The organism is Caedibacter taeniospiralis, from assembly GCF_002803295.2.
GTDB classification, from domain to species: domain Bacteria; phylum Pseudomonadota; class Gammaproteobacteria; order Francisellales; family Francisellaceae; genus Caedibacter; species Caedibacter taeniospiralis.
In genome coordinates this window covers 1-22057 of sequence record NZ_PGGB02000009.1, presented here as the reverse complement: position 1 = coordinate 22057, position 22057 = coordinate 1, and the positions used below count along the sequence as shown (strand labels likewise).

Below are 22057 nucleotides of genomic sequence, written 5' to 3'. Positions count from 1 at the left end.
TACTGATATCAACCTCTGCAGATTTGCTCAACTGATCATATAGAAGCTCTATAGCATAGTTGATTTCTTGGAACATGGGATGGTGCTGTTCTACCTCCGCTGCGAGCCATGGATAGCGGAACGCGAGGGCGAGTAGACCCGGGTAGCCTTGCGCTGTTGATCAGCAAGCGACGTGCCGAAGGCGCCAGAGCGAAGTCTGTGAAAAAGCTTTTACCCAAGGCGTAGAGTAGAATCGGAAACGTGTTGTCTGTTCGGAATGAGCGTAGCGAATTTGTGAGGACAAGCACCGTTGAGGCGGGCGGCCCGGGCAAAATTTATACCGCGTGCCGAAGGCGCCAGAGCGAAGTCTGTGAAAAAGCTTTTACCCAAGGCGTAGAGTAGAATCGGAAACGTGTTGTCTGTTCGGAATGAGCGTAGCGAATTTGTGAGGACAAGCACCGTTGAGGCGGGCGGCCCGGGCAAAATTTATACCGCCGAGGATAGCCGATTCGATTTTGTGTATGGATATACAAAATCTATCATGAGGCCCGAGGCACCCTGTTTATCCCTATTTAATCCTTCCTGACTCTTATTACCTAAAACAATATACTCGTTCCTATAATGCTTGTCATATTGATCAGAAAGATTTTGATAGCCAAGGTAACCGTAGACACCATTATAGATCTGTGTCAGGACGGTACTATCAACTAATACAGGGGAGACAAAACCCTTATCTGCATATTCCAATAAATGTGCAGTTTTAAAATCAGCAGGAATTGATTTTAGTTTTAAATAAGGGGCATACTGCTCATTTTTTAGAATTGTTTCTAATTGTAGTAAAGTCGTTGGTTTAGCAGTCCACGCATTTGTAGCCAGCTTTGCTGCGATTTTAATTAAGGATTGCAAATCTGTGGCACAGGCAAGATCAGCAAGTTTCCAGTGCTGAGGATTCCTTGTGTAAACCTCATCAATAAGCGCTTTTTTAATGGCGACAAACGTTGCATCCAAATCGGCAGTTATGGCTTTATCACTACTAAGCTCGTGAAGTTTGCTATAAAAGAGCTCACGTGCTGGGAATGTCGTTGTAATTTTGCCCAAAAAGCCCGTTGTTGTAACTTTATAGTCTTCGGCTACAGAGATTAGCGTTTTGAGATCTTGTGCATTGGTAAAGGCTTCAATCTCAGAAAACTTAGATACCACCTCATTTTTCAGCTTGGCGAATAGCTTATTTTCAAAAGGATTGCCAACAATTTCCTCTTCAACGAGATCATCTGCATCCAGGCTAATCTTAGAAATTTGATACTCTTTAGAATACTCATTAATTGCATCAACAACTTGAGCTTTATTGTCTAGAGATAAGCCCTCTAAGGTTTTTTGCAAGACTTGGGTAAACTGACTGCGCTGATCAGATGAAAGAGCTTCGTTTTGATTGAGTGCTGCATTAGCTTTTGCCAGAATATCCGATTTTAAAGCGTGAAGTTCGCGCTTGTGAATCCGCTCTTTATCAACATACTGAGCCAAATGCTGTAGCGTGTGTAATAAAAAATCTGGATTGTTGATCTTTGCAATTTCCTGTAAATAGGCTAAATCCATCACAGTGTTTGTAAATACAGGGCGGTATAGCAAGCCACGAAGCTCATCAAAGCGGATGACTGAAACGGTTCTGCCTTCGCTGCCAGATCTTGCGACTCGACCCAGCTCTTGTTTTAGCCGCTCTAGTGCGCCCTCCATGTCTTCAGCATTAGGGCAAAAATAGGTTTTGAGCTCATTAACGGCGCCTGCTTTAAAATCTGAGCCGCGATTGAGAACCGAGGTAATAAGAATCCGTTGCTGTTTTCTGTCGCCATTTTTTTCAGGATTAACAAAATCGATGGCTGCTTGATTTTCACGCGCCCTGTCATCTTCACTGTCTTGACGACTGCCATAGTATCCTTGAAGTTCATATCCCTTATTTGCCAAAAGATTTTGAATTGCTTTACCCTCTTCTTCACTTCTGACATGGATAATAAGATTTTTATTTTTAGCAAGCTCGTTTGCATGTTTAATGATCAGGTCATTGTGCTGAGTTTTTTGTTGTTCAAGATCCCCTTGGTGATATCCAGTAAAATAAATTTCATCCTGGCGTAAAGAGGGCTTAAATGCTGGAAATTGAATGTTCATATGTTTTTCATTGACAATCGGAGAGCCAGTAAGCCCGCATATCTGTTTGCTATTAGCGTATGACGCAAAAGTGTTGATGCTTGTGGGTTCACTGGGACGGGTGACGCGTATTTGCAACGGATTTCCGTCTTTATCCCGTGCTTTGTTAAGGCTCAACTCCTGATTTAATCTTAAACGCAACGCCAAATCCGTATATTTAGTAAAGCTCATACCGACTTGTGGCACACCATTTTGCATCGGGATCAACTTGGCATAGGTTTTACCGTCGATATCTTCAAGCGTTTCCTTATCTACCATATAAGTCGCTTTGTGCGCTTCACTTGGCAGTAAAGATCGCGTCTTAATAATTGCCTGACACAGTTCGTTAAATTCGTCTGTCTTATCCTTTTGCAGATAGCGCATCAATTCATCAGGTACTGCTTTCTTAGAAGTATTCTGACGCATATAGTCGAGGATACTCTCTGGATTAAGTTGAAGTGCATTATCTCTAATAAGGCTCTGACCGTTTTTATCTAAATACTGAATCAGCAGTTCCACCATCTTAAGCTCGGCATCGCTGTAGGACATGGGCTTATCATCCGTTCCTAAATAATAACTGCTGTCATTAATAAAAATGTCGTACTCATCCACGATTACGTGAGTTTTAACACCTTGTTTTGCGACTTGATAATTAGCATCTGCTGCAATCACATTCAATGGCGTACCGAAGTTGATTCCCACTTGCTTAACACTACTCATGTGTGCGTGAGTTGGATCTTTGGTAATCAGGTTAAATTGTACGCCTGTATTCTCGTAAAAATCTTTAAACTCGTCATAATGGGCACGTGCCAGGGGCTCGGTAGTTTGAATAACATCAACCGCACGATCAGGATGTTTGGAGGTCAAAAATGCAGCCATCACTGCACTGATAAGTGATTTGCCTTCCCCCGTATTAATTGCGTTTTGGATAGTGCCCGTATGATCGTGTTGCAGGATAAGATTATAAGTAAGTGCCGCAAGTTGCGTGTCTCTTAAAAAGTGCCCAGGGGTTTCAGTGGTTGAGCTATGGCGAAACACAAGAATATTGAGGAGTGCCAAGCGCAGAGTGTCTTCAAGACCATGTTGCGTCAAGAGCCCTTGAATATCCTTAAGAGACATCGCAAAAAAGTCTTGAGTCAACTCTTTAATTTCTCCAATTTTCTTATTTAATTCATCTTGTTGCTTGATCTGGATGAAATCTTTACGGGATAAATCAACGACCCCTTCTGTCACTTTAGCAATATCCGTTTTGAAGTAATTCAACGTTGCTTCATGGATAATGTTTCCATGAGTGTCCAGCACTTGCCCTGAAGGGTCAATCGTTAAGCGATTTGTCAGGTTTTTAACAAAGTTATCTGGCTTCTCTAAATAGCCTTTTGCAATTTGATTAAATAAGGTCAAAGAAACTTTATTTTGCTCAATTGTTTGCGCCAATTCAGTTAGCATGTCTATATTGCCCAATGTGATTAAAAGCGTAAAACTCCCCAAATCATGAGAGTTTCCATGATCATATTGTATTAAGCTTTGCAGCATTGAAATAATCTCTTCAGGGATCTTAGAGGCGTTGTTATTGTAAACAGTTTCGCTAGCACTTATCCCCTCTAAAAGAAGCTGTAGTTTATCTTCTTTACCAATAAAGACTGATAAATCCAACAGGTGAAAATACTTTGTCAATGTCTTTGTCAGTGCCTGTAGCGCCTTCTCATTAAGTTTTGTAAACTGCTCCTCGTTAAGTTGTCTAAATTTTTCAAGTTTGAGCTGGGTTAATAATGCCAGTGTTTTAATATCCGTAAATGCTGGTTGTGCGTTAATTTCCTCTTTTGTAACCCCACTTTTTCGTAATTGTGCAATCAATTTAAAAGCGGCAGTTTTCGCATTGACATCGTCTTTGATTTTACCTAAAAGCTCCATGTGATCCTGAGAATATAGAAGTGCATCTTTTGGATTGTCGACCAAAGCATCTGCAGCTACTTGCATTAATGCAATCAGCTCATTACAGGAGTCTTTTTCCTCTAATTTATGTTGAATTTCATCGGGTAGGTTTTTATTTTTATGGAAGCTTACTGCAAGCAATAACATCAATTTTTCATAGCTTTCAAGTGCCAAGCCATCAGGTTTTTTCAAACCTTCAATTCCCATTATTTTTTGTAAGGTTTTAACGCTTGTTTCCTGGTAAAAGGAGGCGTAGGCTGCCATTAAATTTTCTTTGCAGTTAAGTGTAATATTTAGCTTTGTCGCTGTGGCGCTTAGCTTATCAACCATGGCATTGATAAAAGCAGTTTTTCCAGATTTTTGTATCCCCAGCACCGAAAAAGCACCTGCCTGCTTTTCCTCTTCGGTCAAAAATTTGTCAACAAGTTCTGTCTTTATCTCTTTTTGAATATCTTCTGCCTTAGCAATCTTATTCCAATCCAATTTATCCCAAGGGAGCATCTGGCGCGAGCGATCACAATTATCTGCAGCAATAAGCTCAAATTTTTCAGCAAATTGCTCAATATTATTGTGTTCAACCTGATTGAGTAGCGATTCAATATCCTGCAGTGGGGTGCTCAAAGCAATCTCTTTTCTTCTGGCTAAGGTCAATAGAATATAAACGTGGATTTTCTTAAGCTTATCGAGATTCGTGCACTCATCAAGCTTAATATGTGAAGGGAAATCATCTTGTGATAGCGCTATTTCTCCTTTGTCTTTAATACTGCAAAGAAGACGTTGCGTGTCATTGTTCCATTTAACTTGTATTTGATTGTCCTGTGGTTCAGCATCTGTTAATTCATACGGATACAATGCTTTTTTTGCCATGTTTTTCATGGTAGAGCTATAGAGGACGTTGAGACTCAGCTCGTCAATAAATTGATCTTGAAAGCGATCTACATACATCAATGCCGTATTGGCAAGTGCTGAATCCTTATCGTCAAAGGCATTTTTCAAACTCAGTTTCTCATCAATCTTACGCTCCAGTAATTCCAGGGTGTTAACCAGTACTCCTTGCTCTAAAGGATTAAATTGATCACTGGTAATACCTACCAAATCCTGCGCATAAATGGCTAATTTTACCTCTATTCGTTGCGCTAAAGCATATACGTGCATTGCATTGGGAGCGATTGATCCATTCAATAGAGCTAGTTGTAAGCCATCGAAGGAGGATGGTATCAAAGTTGTATCCACTGACGCCAAGAGTTTGCTCAGTACGCGTGGCGTTGGTAGCAAAGATTCAAGCGTCCTCGCGTGTTCATCCGCTTTTTCATCTTCATCCCCTAACTCCATCAGCAAAGACTTAAGCTCTCCCGCTTTTTCATCTCCACCTTGATTATGATTTGCATGTTTAAAGGCACGGTTATACTGATCATCTGACCAGACCTCATAACTTATATTAGCTCGCAATGCCAGTAAATCAGGCATGCTGGCACCCTGTTTGTTGTGACTGTGGCGATATGCAGTGAGTATTTGCAGCGGCGAGTATAGCTGCTGACGTTCCTGATCCACATCCCCATCCTTTCTTTGCAGAAGTTTGATGTCATTGATCATTGACACTGAAATTTCGCCATTTTTATAAAGTGCAGCAAATTGATCAAACCATTTTTGATTGGGAACTGCCTGTGAATTTGAGCCTCTGGCAAGTGTTAGAAAGGCATTAACACAGGTTATTTTTTCATCATTGCCTTCGTTGGGTAGAGTAATTGCAAAAGAATCTTCGTTTTCACCAGGAAAATCAAAAAAAGCTAAGTTATTGTCAAGTTTATTGCCATCTAAATCTAACACCAAATGTGTTTTACCCAATCCATCAGTGGCGCGCTTAAAAATCATTCCCTCTGGTAAATGATCAAAATCGAGGTTATTTAATATCAACGCAATTTGGGCTTTCGTGTATTCAGGAGTCTGAGCGAGTTTCCCATATAAGCGAGAAGATATGGCCTGGCAGTCACCATTACCAATGGGTGAAGCTAAGGCAAAAATTGTACCGTCTTTAGTGTTATCAAACTTAGGATACTTAAATAAGAAACGTTGATGTTGATGTTGATGCTGATGTTGATGTTGATGTTGATGTTGATGCTGCAAAGAATGTTTGATATCTGTATTTAGCGGGACGACAACTGTTGAAGAATTAAGTAGTTTCAGCGCCTCTGGTTTAAGGGATTTGATAGGTTCAAGGTTTTGTTTAGTGTAGTTCTCGTAATTCATAATTATATCCTGATTGTTATTCACTCGAGCATTATCAGGTTTCCCGCATGGGAATGGCAGCTGTAGTGGCGCACATTGGACAGTTTGATGATTTCTTAGACCTATTTAGTAAAAAAATTCAAAAATTCTCAGCGAACTCATCAAACTGTCCATATTTTGAGTGGGGCGTTGTTTGGCGTAAAAATCACGGTTACATTACAAAAAATATCTACACCCAACAACAACTAAAGAGGAAAACGATGAAACGCTTAAAGATTTTACTAAGCTGCGCAATGATCACTGGAATCAGTACTGTGGCTGTTGGCTTTGATAGCCATGAACACAAACATATTGGTGACCAAATTAATATATTCTGCCCATTAAGTATTGATCCAAATACAGCGCTTGATATTAATAGCCGCATTCCCGCAGGCTTTTGCCCTTTACCCTTCCCAAATCAACTGAATTTAACTATGGGACAGATTATTGCACTGGCAGGAGATTTTTATGGCTTACCTTATAAGGGGGCATTCTGGAAGACGTATACGCCAATTCAGTCAATTGCAGATAGAGATCTGAAATTGAACAATTTGTACCAACCTGTGACTGACGCAGAAAAAGGTCGATTTATCACGGCATTTAACTCATTGTATGAATCAGCTGAAGCTCTGCTTGAAGTCAACAAAATCGTTGCGATCTTTAGTAAGGTTGAACAAGCAAGCATAACAGGGGAAAAATATGATCCGACATGTGACTATGAGTTTGCCACAGGAGCCACGGTATGCGTATTTGGGATTCCGTCTCCTTCGGATGATTTTAACGGAAGGTATTTGAAGCTCGCAGAAAATAATATTGATCATTTTGGGATTCATGCTATTCGAAGCTATATTATTGGGCATTCTATAGCGTTGGAGTGTGCCCAACAAATCCCTATTGATGAATTATCTCACGAAAGCGGACAGCATCGGTTTGCCAGATGTCTGGCACTGGATGGCTATGCACAGCACTTTCTCACTGATATTCATTCTGGGGGACATATCAGAACTCCTCGCGTGGAGCTGATGAACTCAATAAGCCCTTATTCTGCAACCGTTGCTGGATTACTGGCAAAATGCATGCATGACGAAGACTCTGAATTAGGGGTTGAAACGAGCAATGCGCAACAGGATAGCTGGCTTGCTTATGGTGATGATCAATTGTTGTCGGATAAAGCCAAAAAACAACTTTCAATCATAGTAGAGACTTCACAACGCTCTATTGATGAGGTGATTGATGCGCTTTTATATAAGCACGCATATCCAATCATGCAATATCAAGCCCTTAAAGTTATCCCAACAACTGAAGACATGCTTCTGGATAATTCACATACGATTGGTAATACTACCTGTAGTCCTTTGTTTATTACTGATAATCCGCGTTCCAAAGTGTTACGCAGAAGCAATATCCATGATCACGAAGACTTTAACTGGACGGAAAATTGGTCAATTTATTCTGTTATCAAAGGCATGAAATCTTAGGTTTAGACAGAATTTCCGCATGCGACACGAAGTCGCACATTAGTGGGCAAATATTTTATCTAAGCTTTCTTCTCTGCCCTTTTATTTTTGAAAAAAGCACTTAATAGATCACGGGCTTCCTCTTTTAAGATTCCAGCCTCCACTTCCATGTGATGATTGAGAAATGGCATTTCATGCAAACAGCCTTGCGAACAAATCACGCCTGCTTTGGGCTCAGTCGTTGCAAAATATAGCTTTCTGATGCGCGCGTGAACCATGGCACCTAAACACATCATGCAGGGTTCAAGAGTGACATAAATATCGCATTTGGGAAGGCGATAGTTATGCTCACGCCTGGCAGCATCCTTTAGCGCAACCATTTCGGCATGTGCACTTGGATCAGATTGCGTGATGAGCTGATTAAAACCTCTGCCAATAATGTGATTATCCTTCACAATCACCGCCCCAACGGGTACTTCATCCAGTTTCAGCGCCTCTTCGGCTTGAAGTAACGCCTCCATCATCCACTTTTGATGCTCATTGACCGACATTTTTACTGTGTTTATCTCTAGCCTAAGTTCGCTTATACTATACCACAATTTACTAACCAGCCAACGAGATATAGTAGTTTTAAGATGTTAAGGAAGACGCTCCTTTGTTTATTTTTTGCAATTGCCCTTATCGTCTTAAGCACTGCTGATGAGGTTCCTTCCAACAATACACCAACTTTAGAGATTATCATTAATGGGGTTAGTAACAACAAAATTAAAACAAGTTTGTTAGAAAACATCAGTCTATATCGTTTCAAGGATTTCGCAGTTTCTCACCCTAATCAGATGCAGCTGCTACTCAAAAAAAGTGACGATGAAATCAAGACCTTGCTTGAGCCGTACGGGTATTATAAACCAACCATTACTACAGCATTTAGCGCTAAAGATAACCGTTGGATTGCTAGCTTTAATATCACATTGAACGAGCCGCTACGTATCGACGCACTTACTGTTAATATCGATGGAGAGGGCAAGGACAGTAAGACCGCGCAGATTATTCTGCAAAACTTCCCGCTTAAACAGGGAGATATTCTTGTACAATCTGCCTATGAACACGCCAAAAATTCACTGACCAACAGCTTTTTTGACCAAGGGTATCTTGACAGTAAACTGATCACGCATGAGATTCGCATCAACATGCTTAAATACACTGCTGAGGTGGTTTTAAGTATTGATACAGGGGAGCGCTATACCATTGGGGCAATCAACATCAAGCAGCAACGCTACGATTATGCAACACACTTTATCCAGGAGATTATTAAAGTGCGTACGGGGGATTCTATGTCGCAGCAAAAAATCAGCAAAGCCAACAAGCGTTTACAAGATAGTGGCTACTTTAGTGCAGCTCAATTTGTTCCTCAAATTTCTAAACGAGATGAAACCAATAAAACAGTTCCTGTGAATCTAAACCTGACTGCAGATTATGCCAGAACTTATACGTTTGGTGTGGGCTATGGGACTTTCACAGGACCCAGGGTAAGCTTTGGAACGCTCTTTCGTCATGTTACTGATACAGGACAACAGTTTTCATTTAATGTATCAGCCTCGCCTGCCAATAGTACTTTCAGTACCAGCTATGTGTTTCCAGGAAACGATCCACTGCACGATAACTGGAGTCTCTTAGCGGAGCAAAGTTATATTGAAACAGATACCTATAATGAAAGGCAAACCAACTTTGGGATCGCGCGCACTCATAAATATGGCAGCTGGCAAACAACCCTAAGTCTGCAGCAATATCTTACCAATTATGATACAGCTGCCAATTCCAAGAGTATCAATGGAAACTATCTGGTTCCAGCCCTCACTCTTGTCTATGATGGCAGTAAACAAAATGGCTTTTGGCGTCAAGGATTACTATGGAATGAACTGCTTCAGGCTTCACTACGTTCTCCATTATCCGATCAGGACTTTATTCGCAATAATATGAGCCTTTACTATTCCTTGCCGATTAACCCTGAGTGGAATCGCTTGTTATTTTCGGCAAACTGGGGGTTTATTACCGTGGATGATATTCAAAATGTTGCCCCCAATTTTCGCTTTTATGCAGGAGGAGTGAGTAATCTTTTAGGTTATCCTTTTTTAAGTCAGGGACCTCAAGTCGATGGTAACGTTACAGGGGGGCGATATCTTGCAACGGGACTTCTTGGTATTGAACAGCGTATCTACGGCAATTTTAGCAGCATGTTGTATTACAATATGGGAAATGCCGCGAACAAGCCCAATTTCAGTGACGTTGAGATTTTGCGTGCTGGAGGTATTAGTTTTAGTTACAAAACGCCTTTAGGTCCTTTTATGGTATTTTTCACACGCACACTCAATCAAAACGATCAGCATTGGCGCTTTGATCTTAACATAGGAATCAGCCTGTGAAAAAACTATATCGCCTTTTAAAGCGGCTCTTTATTGCGCTGCTTTTGTTATTGCTTTTGGTGGCTGTAGCACTCGCTGCGTTGTTGTTTACGACCCCAGGACTCAAGGTAGCTAAGGTCATTGCCAATCATTTTTTACAACCCGTAGGCATCTCATTAAAAGGGGACATTTCAGGGCAAATCAACGATTTGTATCTAAGTGAATTAACCATCAAAGAGGATACGGTGGATATCCGTCTTAATGATATTCAGCTGTCGTGGTCGTTATGGTCACTCATCAGTAAACAGATATTGGACGTGCAAAAGCTGTCGCTGTCAAAGGTTTATGTTGACGTCAATACAGAAGAGGATGATGACCTCCACACCCCAACATCCGATGATGCTGAGCCTCCTTTTAGCATGCCCGTGGATTTGTATGCGAATAACCTTTATGTCACAAGCGTACACTATTTTATGAATCAGAAAGCCATTATCACTACGCAAGATTTCAGTGCTAAGGGCGTAAGTCTGGTCAACGATAAACTCACGCTTAGCACAATCAACACGCGAGTTCCTGATTATTTAGCAAAGCTTCAATTAAGTAGCGGCTATATCATTCTTAACGCGCCTTTTACAACGCAGTTAAAACTTACACTTAAGATGCAACAAAACGGGATTCATCTGGACAGCGTACAAACACAAATTAGTGGGGATTTTGCCAAGGTATTTAGCATAGGAAGTAGTGGAATGGTTCGTTATGATCACGAGTCTTATCCTTATCATTTAGTTTCTACCTTTGATCAGGGGGCGATTTTGAGTAAGCTGGAATTAGAGAAAGTCGCAGCCATCGACAACAGACTGGTGTTTAGCAATCAACTGGACTGGTCTGTCACTTTTAAGTCCCTTAATCCCCTGATCCCCATTCACTTTAACGCGGGAGGTTTTGTCAAAAATACCGATCAGAACATGGTAGTGAAAACAAATTTCTGCGATGTCTTTAGTGACAAGATTGCACTACGTTGCGAGTTTAGTCTCCAGACTCAGGATCAAGCGCTGGTATTAAAGCGGTTTCGATTGTTCAATCCCAATAATGATGATCACATTTTGCTAAGCATGAGCAAAAAAAATGACGTAATAAGGGCCAAATGGGAGGCTTTTGTGCTGAACTTAAGTCATTATCCGTTGAACGCAAGGGGCAAGCTCTACTCCAATGGAAAAGTTGAAATAAATGATCAAACTGCAAAACAACTACAACTAACCCTGGATGTGAGTAACTTTTTGTATCGTAAATTGGACATTTCACAATTATCACTTAATGCAAATACCCAACACTTAATGCTTAATGCAGACTCAACAAAAGCTTCTATCGCGCTTAAAGCCGCACTACAAAAAATTTCGTTATCTACCTTTAGTGCCAAGCTTCAGCAACTTATGATCACCAACAAAGCTTTCAATCAGCACTGGCAACTGACACACGATGTTGATGTTTTATTATCCCCAGACCAAAACAAACTGAATCAGCTGTGTTTAAGGGCCTCAGATAGTAATCATTTCTGTATTAATGCTGATATCAGCCCCTCCCTCATCAATCTGGAAACTTCAGGGCAAATTACGCCTGCCACATTTGTTGCCCATCTTCCCTATGGTGGCGATAGCTTTGTTCTTAGTTTCGACGCTTTTTATCATCAAGCGTTCAATGCTAATCCTAAAGCTGAAATCAATATCTTAGGGCATGGTTTTTTCTTTGCCAGCAACACTTCGTGGTTTAAGCAGCTGCAGCAAATCGCACCACTCCATGAGCTTGCCTACACAACAGAGCTTAAGACGAGATTACAATTAAATAATCAAAAGCTTCTAGCGACAGGTGAGGTTGCCTTTCCACAAAATAAGCTTGAACTTACCCTTAAAAGCGACCAGTTTGCTTTCAATGATTTATCACAAGCTCCTCTGAATGGCACCATTGACGTCACTTCTACGCGATTGGATTGGGTGAGTAATTTCTTTCCACAATTTCCTACTCTAGTCAAACAAGGCGTTTTAAATGGTCACTTAGCCATTAGTGGGAAATGGTTTGATCCATGTGCAAACGGAGATATTAGTTTACATAATGCTGAAGTAGAATTGCTGCCCTTTAATATCAGCCTGGAAAATATCAACGGTGATATTCATATTACCAACCCATTAAATGCCAAAATTAACTTAAATGCTGAAATTCAAAAATCTGCGCTTAATCTCACAGGTTTTTCTGATCTTCATGGTGATACGCCACTTACGCAAATTGATATTACAGGCAAACAGCTGCTTGTACTCAATACGCCTGATATGGAGGTCACAGTGAGTCCAACGCTAACTTTTAGCCAAGAGCAGGGCAATAGCAGTTTAAGCGGCAATATTTTTATGGATAAACTCATTGTGAATCTTGCGGGGATGAAAAACAGCAGCTTACAAAATACGATTCAAAATGATGTCATCTATGTCAACAACAGCAATCAAACCGTTGATGCGCAGAAAACTACACCTTTTAGCATGAACCTTCACATTGACATGGGGCAAAATGCGCATATCTCAGGTCTTGGGATCGATACTAAAATTCAAGGCAATATTAATATTATCAGCCAACCCAATCAACCTATGCTTGGTGTTGGTACCCTCCAGCCCATTGATGGGGTGTTTAGCGCTTATGGAAAACATTTTACCGTTGATCCAAAGTCCAAAATTCTATTTAATAACTCAGCTGTTGGCAACCCACAATTATCAATTACCACTTACTACAGCATTCCCACTTCGGTTAAACTCACCCAGTCTAACGCTCCAGATAGTATAGGAATCGAAATCACGGGCACTGCCAATAATCCAAAGCTTCAGCTTTTCTCAAGCCCTAACATGTCACAAACCGATATTTTATCTTATATTTTATTTGGACAAGTGTTTACCAATGCTAATAGCAGCCAGGCTTCATCGGATGCCTTATCTCAGGCAGCTTTGCTCATCGCTATCAATGAGGGCGGGAGTAGTATGATCAATGAACTAAAAGACAGACTATCCCTGGCAGAGTTTTCATTAGGCAGCTTAAATAACAATCCAACGAATACGACTAACAGCACTACGGCAGAGCAAAATAACACGGCTGTATTTATTGGCAAACAAGTCACACCCAGGCTCTATTTAAGCTACGGCGTGGGGGTGTTTACGGGGGAGCAGCAAGGCATTGCCACGTTTTCATTGACACCAAAGTGGAAGTTAAAAGGTGAGGTCACCAGTTTTGATCGCGGTGGCGACATTTTATATCAAACGCATTCTGGAGACTAAGGGATCTCAAGTTTAACGCGTCCCTATTTGTTCTGACGGTAGTAGGGTGAATAAGCCGAGGGCGCATCCACCAATGCTCAATCAACCTGATCTCAAGGGCTGGAAAAAAGTAAACTGATCGTTAGTTTATCGATTTTACTCTGCGCGTTTAATGGGATTTTTTCGCCATAACGGAAAGCCTTAGGTAAAACTGTTTTTTCAAACCAATGACTTAAAAATTGTTTTAGTTTTTGATTAAAATGAAAGGGGCTAAGCTGTAATTGAGTCTGTATTCCTATGTCTGAGAGCACGAGAAAAACACCGATATAATCACGGAAATGATGCAATTTCAGCACATAACAATCATGTATCCATGGGTGCGCTTTAAGTTTCTTTTCCATTTCAGTTAAGGAAAGTCGTTTGCCTTCAATTTTGACAATACGATCAGATCTTCCTAATAAAACAAACTGATCGTGACCAACCAGCTGGATTAAATCACCAGTTTTAATTGATTTTTCGGGGAAAAGCTGAGAGCTCAAATGTAAGAGCCCCTTTTTATTTTGGATAATATGGACTTGCTCAAAACATTGCCAGTAAGTGTGTGTCAGCTGATTACGCCAGGCAATAATTCCCGTTTCACTACTCCCAAAAATTTCGGTAACGTGCAATTTAAGGTTGTGCATAAGCCATTTTGCGATAGCCTCTTCAAGTGCACTGCCAGCGCTGAAACACTTCAACTGCGATAAATCATGTTTAAAGCCCAAGCGCGAAAGTAAGGTGGGGCTGGAAATAAAAATAAAAGAGGGTGTTTTCTTTGACAGTGATTCAATCTCTTCGCTGAAACTAATGCGTGAAGTGTATATTTTTCTAAGGGTTAAAGAAGGCCATAAAAAAGCAAAAACAAACCCATAAAGGTGTTGATGCTGAACGCTGTTTACCACCATCTCATCTCTTAAGCCAGGTGAGAAAAACTTCTCAAGGGTGTCAACCTCTTTAATAAGATGGTGAAACTGTTTGATAATTTTTTTAGGCTTTCCTGTTGACCCTGAGCTAAAAAAGACAATATTGAGCTCTAGTAGATTCTGTGCTAAAAAATCAACCCTTTCGAAATAATAAACAGATGGCTGGTCATCCAGTAAAATAGGGCAATCGTTAAAGTAGAGGCTTTCTGTTTTCGGGTCAAAATAAATAAAAGCATCATAGTCCTGGCGTAAATCGTCTCTTAGTCCTTCGGTACGATTGGGTAACAGAATAATGTTTTTGCGGCTCAGGATACAAGCGTAAAAAATGAGGTAGAAATAAAAAATATCATCGCAGTAAATGGCAATATTTTGTGCTTCTTGCTGTTGCAAATTTGTGCCAAGTAGAAAAATCCTGGCTTTGATTTCCTTTAATGAGGTTGGTAAATATCTGTTTTGGGCATGGTGAAAAACTGTTAGTTCGTCATGCCTGCCATCTGTCAGCCAGTGGAATAAATCAGTCATTCTCATGCTTTCTCTTAACGTAAGTACGTACGCTAAATTCGATCCCAAAAAGAATACCCATGGCGATGTACGAAATAAGACCATTATAGAGTGTCCAGATATGTATCGGACTAAATAGAGCTGTGTAACATGAAATAAAAGCATTTAAGGTGAAAAACAGGCACCATACAATGGTTGTTTTCTGGGTGTATATTCTCACAAAATCAGGCAGTGGTTGACGTGAAACTTTTTGAGCAAATTTGTAAAGAATATTCTCTCTGGCGCAGAGGGAAGATGCAAAAATTATAAAAAGAGCAAGGTTCATAGCAACGGGGTAAAGTTTAATGAACAATATATTTTGCAGTACCATTCCCAAAATGCTTATGCCAAGACCAATACTTGAAAGAAAAGCAAGTCCGATCGCAGGAATGATGGAATTCTTATTGTTTTTAGTTAAAACAGCTCTTAATCCAAATAAACATAAAATGATTAAACTTAGCCATTTAACCGACAGAAGCTGCATGCCAAAAAAAATAACAAAGGGGTATAGCAAGATGAAAACGCCGATAATAAGCGTGGTTAAGGCTCGTAAAGACATTATTTATTATTAAGTTCTTTATCAATAATATTGACGATATCGCCAACAGTTTTGACTGATTTAAACTCTTCTGGTTTGAATTGCTTATCGGTTTTGCTCTGTAGATAAACGATTAAGTCAACGGCATCGATACTATCCAAATCCAGGTCTTCATAAAGGCGTGCTTCTAGTGAAATACTCTGTGGGTCCAGCTCGAAAAGCTCGCTAAAAATATTTTTTAATTCATCGTGAATTTGTTGCTTTGAGGTCATTGTTTATTGTCCTTTACATTCTGCTGTGAAATAAACTGAGCCAAGGTTGCAATGGATTCAAAATGCTTTTTGACATCGTTGGTATCGTCGCTTAATACCAGGTTATATTTCTTCTTAAGGGCAACCCCAAGCTCCAAGGCGTCGATAGAATCTAATCCCAGCTGATCACCAAAGAGCTGCATGTTGCTGTCAATATCGGTGATTTTTATATCTTCTAAATTAAGTACATCAATGATAAGCTCTTTTAGTTCAAGCTCAAGTTGCGTGTTAGTCATTAATCGGTATAGCCCTGTAAGTGTTGTTCCAATAGTCTTGTCAATCTTCTTGCCGCAACCGAGGGAAGCTGATTGCATGCAGCTAAAAGCGCTTGCGTATCAATAAGTTCCCTCACGGTTAGCGTAAAGACAGGTTTTGTCGGGGGTATTCTATACCATTTATCATTTTTTGCCAGTGTCGCAGGTTCGCAGTTTAGATGAATAATACGAATGGGTGCGTTAGCGCGAATGGCAATCTGTGCAGCTCCTCTTTTCAGTTGAATGGGTTTGTGTGGGGTTGAACGTGTGCCTTCGGGAAACATTAGCAGGTTATCACCCGCGTGTAGGGTTAAGTTAATATCATGAAAAGTCTGTTCGGGATGAATATTTGGAATATAACCCGCGGTTGAAATAACGCGGCGGATAAATTTATTTTGCCACAGAGAAGCCTTAACAAGGTTGTCACAAAAGGGGAGTTTAGCAACGATAGAGACGTAATCAATCAAGGTGGGATGGTTGGCAATAATTAAAGTTCCTTTGTCATTTTTTAATTGATCAAAGCCGATAAAGCGATATTTGACTAATCCCAATGCTGACATGGTGCCTGTGAAAAAACGAAAAGTTAAATAGATACAAAATTGAGCGATATGCTTTTTAGGTTTTTTAATTTTCATTATTTTTGCAACGGTTAATGAGATGGGGATTACAAAATAACCAAGGATTAATCCTCCAAAGGCAAATAACAAAAAGCAGAATCCTGTTGCTAAAAGGCGCCAGAGGTAATTGATTTTGTTGTACAGCATGTCATCTGGAGAAGGCGTGTAAATTGGCGCCATTATTGATTAATTTAGTCAGTGAGTCAAAGTGGGGACCCTGAGAATCGTATTATTATACCCAATTAATATTGACCCGTTGGTTTTTTTAGTTATTCTGACGCTTCCCAGCACAGATTAATGATTAATGATGATTAAAACCGCACTTCGATACTATACACTGATACTTCTGGGTATTGTTTTTTCCAGTCTTTCGTTTGCAGCCGTCAGTCAGATAAAGAAAGGTTCCAGTAAGACAAAGGAAGCTTCAAGCACAGTCGTGGCACCTGCGGCAAACTACTGCAATGACTTCTTGAAATATGGCAACCCCGGTGGAAAAGTTGATCTTTATCTTTGTCGTGAGGGTTATGTTTCAGCGTATAACTATGAGACAAAGCAACCGACTTGGGTTGCCTATCGCCTCATTGCTAAATCGGTTTCCAATACTACGAAGCGCCACGACGAGTTTCAACCAGATATGGAAGTGCCAAAGCAGTATCGTGCGGAGCTATCTGACTATAAGAAAAGTGGCTATGATCGTGGGCATTTGGCACCTTATGCCGCGATGGATTTTAATAAAACAAGTGCCAGGCAATCGTTCTATTTATCCAATATGTCACCACAAAAAGAAGGGCTTAACCGTCAAGGCTGGGCGCAATTAGAGTCTGATGTGCGCTTTTGGGCGAGGATGTATCAAGAGCTTTATGTTTATACGGGTCCTGTTTTCAAAAACAGTAAAACGCACAAAACGATTGGCAAAAACAAAATCTTCGTGCCTGAATATTTCTTTCAGGTAGTTGACGCACCAGGACAAAACAAAGCGATTGCATTTATTATGCCTAATGCGAGGGTCGACAAAAAAGATGTCTCAAAGTATCGTGTTTCGGTCAAAGAGGTGGAGCAGCGCACGGGGTTGAGCTTTTTCACTGACTTGCCTAAGGCGCAAGTTGCCTCATTGGTTGACCACACCTCTGCAATGTGGCGAACCAGCTACGCATAAAGGGTAGCGCTTGTTGCGCGTGTCTGTCCTGCTAAATCGGTATAATGCTCAATAGCTTGATAACCATGTGATTTAAAAATTTCAGCAACGCTTTGTGCTTGCTGAAAACCATGCTCAAGTATCATAAAACCACTGGGTTTTAGATGTGCTTTGCCTTGATAAATAATATGTGTAATATCTGCCAGTCCATTGTCCTTAGAAATAAGTGCCATTGTTGGTTCGTATTGGCGCACGTTTGGGCACAGTTTGGGATCAGATGGATCAATATAGGGTGGGTTGGAAACAATAATATCAAATTGTCTATTTGCAATGGGTTGATACCAGCTGCCACAAATAAGCTCAACATTACTCAAGTTGTAAGCGTTTTTGTTTTGAGCGGCAACTGCCAGTGCTTTATCACAATAATCAATGGCAGTAATTGCCCAGTCGGGCTTCTCGTGGGCCAGGCTCAATGCAATCGCCCCGCTTCCTGTGCCTAAATCAATTACATCAAGCTTAGTGCATTGTTTAAATCGCTTTAATATGGTTTCAATCAGAACTTCGGTATCAGGGCGTGGAATTAATGTGTGTTCATTAACGCACAGCTCAAGCTTCCAAAAACCTTGTTTACCGATAAGATAAGCGATGGGTTCGCCATTCATGCGTTGAGTAAATAGGGTTTCAAAAAGGGTGTGTTCTTCTGTGGTCAATATTTTTTCTGACCAGGTATATAGATGGCTTGGTGTGACATCTAAAACATGACACAGTAAGCGCTCGACATCAAGGCGTGCGCTATCCGAAAAGACGTGGAGTTTTTGTGTGTGACTCAAGAGAATATGGCGGATGGTATCAGGCATTTTCTTCGGACATTTGCACCAATAAATCGGCTTGATATTCTTGGATAAGTGGTTGAATTACTGCGCCTAAATTACCCTCCATCACCTCATCTAACTTATAAAGTGTCAGATTGATGCGATGATCGGTTACTCGACCTTGAGGATAGTTGTAGGTACGAATGCGTTCGGAGCGATCGCCACTGCCAACCAGGCTCTTGCGTTGACTGGATTGCTCCTGTTGCTGTTTATCAATTTCTGCCTGTAGTAGTTTTGATTTAAGCATCGACATGGCTTGCGCACGATTTTTGTGTTGCGAGCGTTGATCCTGGCACTCAACTACGACACCAGAAGGGATATGGGTGATACGAATGGCTGAGTCAGTTTTGTTGATGTGCTGACCACCCGCCCCTGACGCACGGAAGGTGTCCACTTTTAAATCAGCAGGGTTAATCTCAATGCCTTCAACTTCGTCTGCCTCAGGCATTACAGCAACCGTGCAAGCGGAGGTATGGACTCGCCCTTGTGACTCGGTGTCGGGAACTCGTTGCACGCGATGCGCCCCTGATTCAAACTTCAATTGTGAGTAAACATTTTCACCAGAAACTTTAGTGATAATTTCTTTGAAGCCACCGTGTTCGCCGTCGCTTTGGCTCACAATTTCAATGCGCCAACCCTGTTTTTCAGCATATCGGCTATACATTCTAAACAAATCACCTGAGAAAATTGCAGCCTCATGCCCACCCGTGCCTGCACGAATTTCCAAAAATACGTTGGCGCCATCATTAGGATCTTTAGGTAATAATAAAATTTCTAATTCTTTAGCTAAAGCTTCAATACGCAATTCAGCATCAGTAAGTTCCTCTTTAGCCATTTCTTTCATTTCAGGATCGCTTTCTTTAAGCATTTCACTGGCGCTTTGAATATCTGTGTATGCCTGTTCATAGGCTCTGAAAGTTGTGACTAATGGTTCTAATTGAGCATATTCTTTGGATAGATCGCGAAACCTGTTTTGATCGCCAATGATGTCCGCATCGCCAAGCAACACGGAAATTTCCTCGTGACGCTCCATTAAGCCTTGCAGTTTTCCTCTTATTGATTCTTTCATAAATTCTATAATCCGGTGTTTAAGCCAAAAATTTCTTCAGCAAAGTTGAGCACATCATTACGTCCCCTGACTGCAGCATTTCTCAAAGATACGCTCGGCGTGTGCAGCCATTTATTTTTTACATTGTGCGCAAAACGCGCTAATACCATCTTGGGATCCTCACCATTTTCAAGGCGCTTAAGGCAGCGATTCAACTCATCGTCAATCATGTGTTTCGTTTGATTACGCATTGCTTTGATCGTGTTATCAGATAAAATGGCTTTTTCCTGATTAATGTAATCATTCAACCCTTTTTCAATCCACTTTTCAGCCCGTAGTGCTGCCTTTTCACGCAGGACTTTATTGGTCTGAATCAGACCTTGAATATCATCGACACAATAAGTCGTTATGTTATCAACTTTTTCAAATTGAGGATCTAAAGCGCGGGGAACAGACAAATCAATTAAGATTTTATGACGGTGATTATGAGGGAGCATGTCACGTTTTAGTATGAGTTCGCGTGCACTTACGGCGCTCACAATAATATCTGCCTGTTGACCCAGTGCTGAAAGGTGGTCTAATGGGAAAGCTTCTGCATTGTTCTGAAGTGCGAGTTTTTGTGCTTTTTCATAGGTGCGATTAAGTATAATCAGGCGCTTTGGCAAACAACTTGCCAAATGTTTGGCGACCAGCTGAGCAGTGCTGCCTGCCCCAATGATTAAAATGGTTTTGTCTTCAAAGTGATCCAGGTTTTGCTTAGCTAACGTTACGGCTGAAAAAGCCACTGAAACAGGGCATTGACCAATATTAGTGTGAAAGCGTACACGTTTCGCAACAGAAAATACTTTCTGCAGCAGGCGATTAAGTATGCCCCCCAGAGTGTTGCTGGTCAGGGCTTCCGCATAAGCACGTTTAATTTGCCCTAAAATCTGGGGCTCACCTAAAACCATTGATTCAAGTCCGCAGCTTAAGCGCATTAAGTGGTGCGCAGCATATGTATCCTGGCGCACCATCAGGTAGCTTTTAAGGTCCAGATCATCACGTTTAGCTGACTGTTGCCACCAACAGATAATAGAGTCTAAATCCTTGAGCTCAGAAATTACGGCATAAATTTCGGTACGATTGCAGGTTGATAAAATCAGGCACTGCTCAACACCTTCTTGCTGTCTAAGAGATTGTAAGTGACATGTTAAACGCTCACTGTCCAATGAGAACGCGCTGCGGATATTCAGTGGAGCTTTTTTGTAGTCTATAGCTAAAGAAACTAATGTCATTTATGTACCTAATATTTTACTTGATTTTACGCTTTATCCTTGTTAGAGCAATAAAGCTGCGTAAAACCATGTGTTGGCAAATGCAAGTTAATCTATGCGTATGCGCTATGTTAATGGAAGTTGCCACGTGAAATTGGTCGCCATTGTAGCATAAAAAATCAAAAGGTCTACGTTCACAAGACAAGTGAAAGCAGTCAGCGCGTAGGTGTCCTTGCCTGGTTGTGCAAGATGATTTAGTTTAAAAAATGAGCTAAACCAAAGAAAATCAAAAAAAGCTAAAGAAAGGAGTTGCGGGGTTTAGAATGGTGTGTATAATGGCACCTCGTTGTCGCTGAGAATGTTCGGTGCAGGTGCCCAGGTAGTGGGTTTTTGAAGATGTTTAAAGAGATATAAGATGTAGATACTTGAATACTTTGAGCGAAGAATATTGCGGATTGTAGTCACTGTGTTAGTTTTGAATTTTAAATGTTTAATTGTGTGTTGAGTTATTTTAAATTTAACATTCATAATTAAACATTCAAAATTGATATAAGTGGTTATGATCTAAGGATTTAAACTGAAGAGTTTGATCCTGGCTCAGATTGAACGCTGGTGGTATGCTTAACACATGCAAGTCGAGCGGTCTAGGAACTAGATACTAGAAACTAGAAACTAGGGGTTGAATCGCTGCGCGATGATTTATTCTAAAGAATCACCTTGCTTGGTAAGGTTCGACTTCCACTTTCTAGTTTCTAGTCTCTAGTTTCTAGATAGCGGCGGACGGGTGAGTAACGCGTAGGAATCTGCCGTACAGAGGGGAACAACAGATGGAAACGTCTGCTAATACCGCATGAAGCCTGAGGGTGAAAGGTCGCGCAAGCGGTCGCTGTATGATGAGCCTGCGTTGGATTAGCTGGTTGGTGAGGTAAAGGCTCACCAAGGCGATGATCCATAGCTGTTCTGAGAGGAAGATCAGCCACACTGGGACTGAGACACGGCCCAGACTCCTACGGGAGGCAGCAGTGGGGAA

At 40.9% G+C, this 22057-nt stretch carries 14 protein-coding genes and 1 rRNA gene; 5 read left to right on the top strand and 10 right to left on the bottom strand.

Annotated features, from left to right (window positions below; all coding sequences use genetic code 11):
• Positions 1 to 465 precede the first annotated feature (465 nt).
• Positions 466 to 6336: a DEAD/DEAH box helicase gene (locus CU053_RS04640; protein ID WP_100551031.1), complete on the bottom strand. Its 5871-nt coding sequence runs from the start codon at positions 6334 to 6336 to the stop codon at positions 466 to 468.
• Positions 6337 to 6389: 53 nt separating this feature from the next.
• On the opposite strand from CU053_RS04640, the gene CU053_RS04635 reads away from it, so the two are divergent.
• Positions 6390 to 7832 (top strand): hypothetical protein, encoded by a 1443-nt coding sequence (locus CU053_RS04635; protein WP_158107007.1) that lies wholly within the window; start codon positions 6390 to 6392, stop codon positions 7830 to 7832.
• 59 nt (positions 7833 to 7891) lie between these two features.
• Here CU053_RS04635 and tadA read toward each other — a convergent pair whose 3' ends face one another.
• Positions 7892 to 8362 carry a tRNA adenosine(34) deaminase TadA gene (gene tadA, locus CU053_RS04630; protein WP_100551029.1) on the bottom strand — a complete coding sequence of 157 codons (471 nt, stop codon included), beginning with the start codon at positions 8360 to 8362 and terminating at the stop codon, positions 7892 to 7894.
• Between the two features lie 84 nt (positions 8363 to 8446).
• Here tadA and CU053_RS04625 point away from each other — a divergent pair, with 84 nt between their 5' ends.
• Entirely contained in the window at positions 8447 to 10231 is a 1785-nt protein-coding gene (locus CU053_RS04625) for an autotransporter assembly complex protein TamA (RefSeq protein WP_100551028.1), read from the top strand.
• Entirely contained in the window at positions 10228 to 13518 is a 3291-nt protein-coding gene (locus CU053_RS04620; protein ID WP_100551027.1) for a translocation/assembly module TamB domain-containing protein, read from the top strand. The genes CU053_RS04625 and CU053_RS04620 overlap by 4 nt, the downstream gene beginning before the upstream one ends.
• 92 nt (positions 13519 to 13610) lie before the next feature.
• Here CU053_RS04620 and CU053_RS04615 read toward each other — a convergent pair whose 3' ends face one another.
• Genes CU053_RS04615 through CU053_RS04595 form a run of 5 tightly spaced genes read right to left on the bottom strand, consistent with a single transcriptional unit; the run spans position 13611 to position 16866 of the window.
• On the bottom strand, positions 13611 to 14981 hold the full coding sequence (locus CU053_RS04615) for an AMP-binding protein (RefSeq protein WP_158107006.1): 1371 nt from the start codon (positions 14979 to 14981) through the stop codon (positions 13611 to 13613).
• A complete protein-coding gene (locus CU053_RS04610) occupies positions 14974 to 15558 on the bottom strand; it encodes a COG4648 family protein (protein ID WP_158107005.1) in 585 nt (194 codons plus the stop codon). Before CU053_RS04610 ends, CU053_RS04615 begins: the two co-directional genes overlap by 8 nt.
• A complete protein-coding gene (locus CU053_RS04605; RefSeq protein WP_100551024.1) occupies positions 15558 to 15809 on the bottom strand; it encodes an acyl carrier protein in 252 nt (83 codons plus the stop codon). Before CU053_RS04605 ends, CU053_RS04610 begins: the two co-directional genes overlap by 1 nt.
• Positions 15806 to 16084, bottom strand: a complete 279-nt coding sequence (locus CU053_RS04600; protein ID WP_100551023.1) for a phosphopantetheine-binding protein — start codon at positions 16082 to 16084, stop codon at positions 15806 to 15808. Before CU053_RS04600 ends, CU053_RS04605 begins: the two co-directional genes overlap by 4 nt.
• Positions 16084 to 16866 (bottom strand): lysophospholipid acyltransferase family protein, encoded by a 783-nt coding sequence (locus CU053_RS04595; RefSeq protein WP_100551090.1) that lies wholly within the window; start codon positions 16864 to 16866, stop codon positions 16084 to 16086. Before CU053_RS04595 ends, CU053_RS04600 begins: the two co-directional genes overlap by 1 nt.
• Positions 16867 to 17023: 157 nt before the next feature.
• Between CU053_RS04595 and CU053_RS04590 the strand changes: the two genes are divergently transcribed.
• Positions 17024 to 17875, top strand: coding sequence for a DNA/RNA non-specific endonuclease (locus tag CU053_RS04590; protein ID WP_233263338.1), 852 nt, complete (start codon positions 17024 to 17026; stop codon positions 17873 to 17875).
• Here CU053_RS04590 and prmC read toward each other — a convergent pair.
• The 3 genes from prmC to hemA are packed head-to-tail and all read right to left on the bottom strand — an operon-like array spanning position 17866 to position 21048.
• Positions 17866 to 18711, bottom strand: coding sequence for a peptide chain release factor N(5)-glutamine methyltransferase (gene prmC, locus CU053_RS04585; protein ID WP_100551021.1), 846 nt, complete (start codon positions 18709 to 18711; stop codon positions 17866 to 17868). The genes CU053_RS04590 and prmC overlap by 10 nt on opposite strands.
• Complete coding sequence (gene prfA, locus CU053_RS04580; protein WP_100551020.1) at positions 18704 to 19795, bottom strand: peptide chain release factor 1; 1092 nt, start codon at positions 19793 to 19795, stop codon at positions 18704 to 18706. Before prfA ends, prmC begins: the two co-directional genes overlap by 8 nt.
• 5 nt (positions 19796 to 19800) lie before the next feature.
• Positions 19801 to 21048, bottom strand: a complete 1248-nt coding sequence (hemA, locus tag CU053_RS04575) for a glutamyl-tRNA reductase (RefSeq protein ID WP_100551019.1) — start codon at positions 21046 to 21048, stop codon at positions 19801 to 19803.
• Positions 21049 to 21601: 553 nt separating this feature from the next.
• On the opposite strand from hemA, the gene CU053_RS04570 reads away from it, so the two are divergent.
• Positions 21602 to 22057 (top strand): 16S ribosomal RNA (locus tag CU053_RS04570); the annotation flags it as partial.

Excerpts from the sequence above, each read along its gene's own strand:
- CU053_RS04625 (WP_100551028.1), top strand. The coding sequence starts at position 8,447 with ATGTTAAGGAAGACGCTCCTTTGTTTATTTTTTGCAATTGCCCTTATC.
- prmC (WP_100551021.1), bottom strand. The coding sequence starts at position 18,711 with ATGCCTGATACCATCCGCCATATTCTCTTGAGTCACACACAAAAACTC.
- CU053_RS04605 (WP_100551024.1), bottom strand. The coding sequence starts at position 15,809 with ATGACCTCAAAGCAACAAATTCACGATGAATTAAAAAATATTTTTAGC.
- hemA (WP_100551019.1), bottom strand. The coding sequence starts at position 21,048 with ATGACATTAGTTTCTTTAGCTATAGACTACAAAAAAGCTCCACTGAAT.
- CU053_RS04595 (WP_100551090.1), bottom strand. The coding sequence starts at position 16,866 with ATGCTGTACAACAAAATCAATTACCTCTGGCGCCTTTTAGCAACAGGA.
- prfA (WP_100551020.1), bottom strand. The coding sequence starts at position 19,795 with ATGAAAGAATCAATAAGAGGAAAACTGCAAGGCTTAATGGAGCGTCAC.
- CU053_RS04615 (WP_158107006.1), bottom strand. The coding sequence starts at position 14,981 with ATGACTGATTTATTCCACTGGCTGACAGATGGCAGGCATGACGAACTA.
- tadA (WP_100551029.1), bottom strand. The coding sequence starts at position 8,362 with ATGTCGGTCAATGAGCATCAAAAGTGGATGATGGAGGCGTTACTTCAA.
- CU053_RS04610 (WP_158107005.1), bottom strand. The coding sequence starts at position 15,558 with ATGTCTTTACGAGCCTTAACCACGCTTATTATCGGCGTTTTCATCTTG.
- CU053_RS04600 (WP_100551023.1), bottom strand. The coding sequence starts at position 16,084 with ATGACTAACACGCAACTTGAGCTTGAACTAAAAGAGCTTATCATTGAT.
- CU053_RS04635 (WP_158107007.1), top strand. The coding sequence starts at position 6,390 with ATGGCAGCTGTAGTGGCGCACATTGGACAGTTTGATGATTTCTTAGAC.
- CU053_RS04640 (WP_100551031.1), bottom strand. The coding sequence starts at position 6,336 with ATGAATTACGAGAACTACACTAAACAAAACCTTGAACCTATCAAATCC.
- CU053_RS04590 (WP_233263338.1), top strand. The coding sequence starts at position 17,024 with ATGATGATTAAAACCGCACTTCGATACTATACACTGATACTTCTGGGT.